This is a genomic window from Streptococcus sp. HMSC066E07 (assembly GCF_001814695.1).
GTDB classification, from domain to species: Bacteria; Bacillota; Bacilli; order Lactobacillales; family Streptococcaceae; genus Streptococcus; species Streptococcus hominis.
In genome coordinates, this window is record NZ_KV817424.1 from 1 (window position 1) to 261 (window position 261).

Genomic DNA, 261 nt, shown 5'->3' on the forward strand with positions numbered 1-261 from the left:
GGAAGTGACGTACGTTTATAAGGAAGTGTTTGGGAATGTGACGGTTCATTACCAAGATGAGTCCGGTCACCAGCTCCAAGCGGATGTGAAAGTCGTTGAAGGAGCCTCCACCAATACGCCTTATGATACGACGCCCCATGCGTTAGCAACGATTGTGACGCCAGACGGGAAGACCTATGAACGGGTTTCCGAGAAGACCAAAGGTCAGGAGAAAGGCCAGGTTGTCAAAGGGACGACGGAAGTGACGTACGTTTATAAGGA

1 protein-coding gene is annotated in these 261 nt (G+C 50.6%); it reads left to right on the forward strand.

Features of this window, described 5'->3' with window-relative positions; genetic code table 11:
* A partial coding sequence (locus tag HMPREF2984_RS02370; RefSeq protein ID WP_257362370.1) for a MucBP domain-containing protein occupies window positions 1–261 on the forward strand: 261 nt, incomplete at both ends.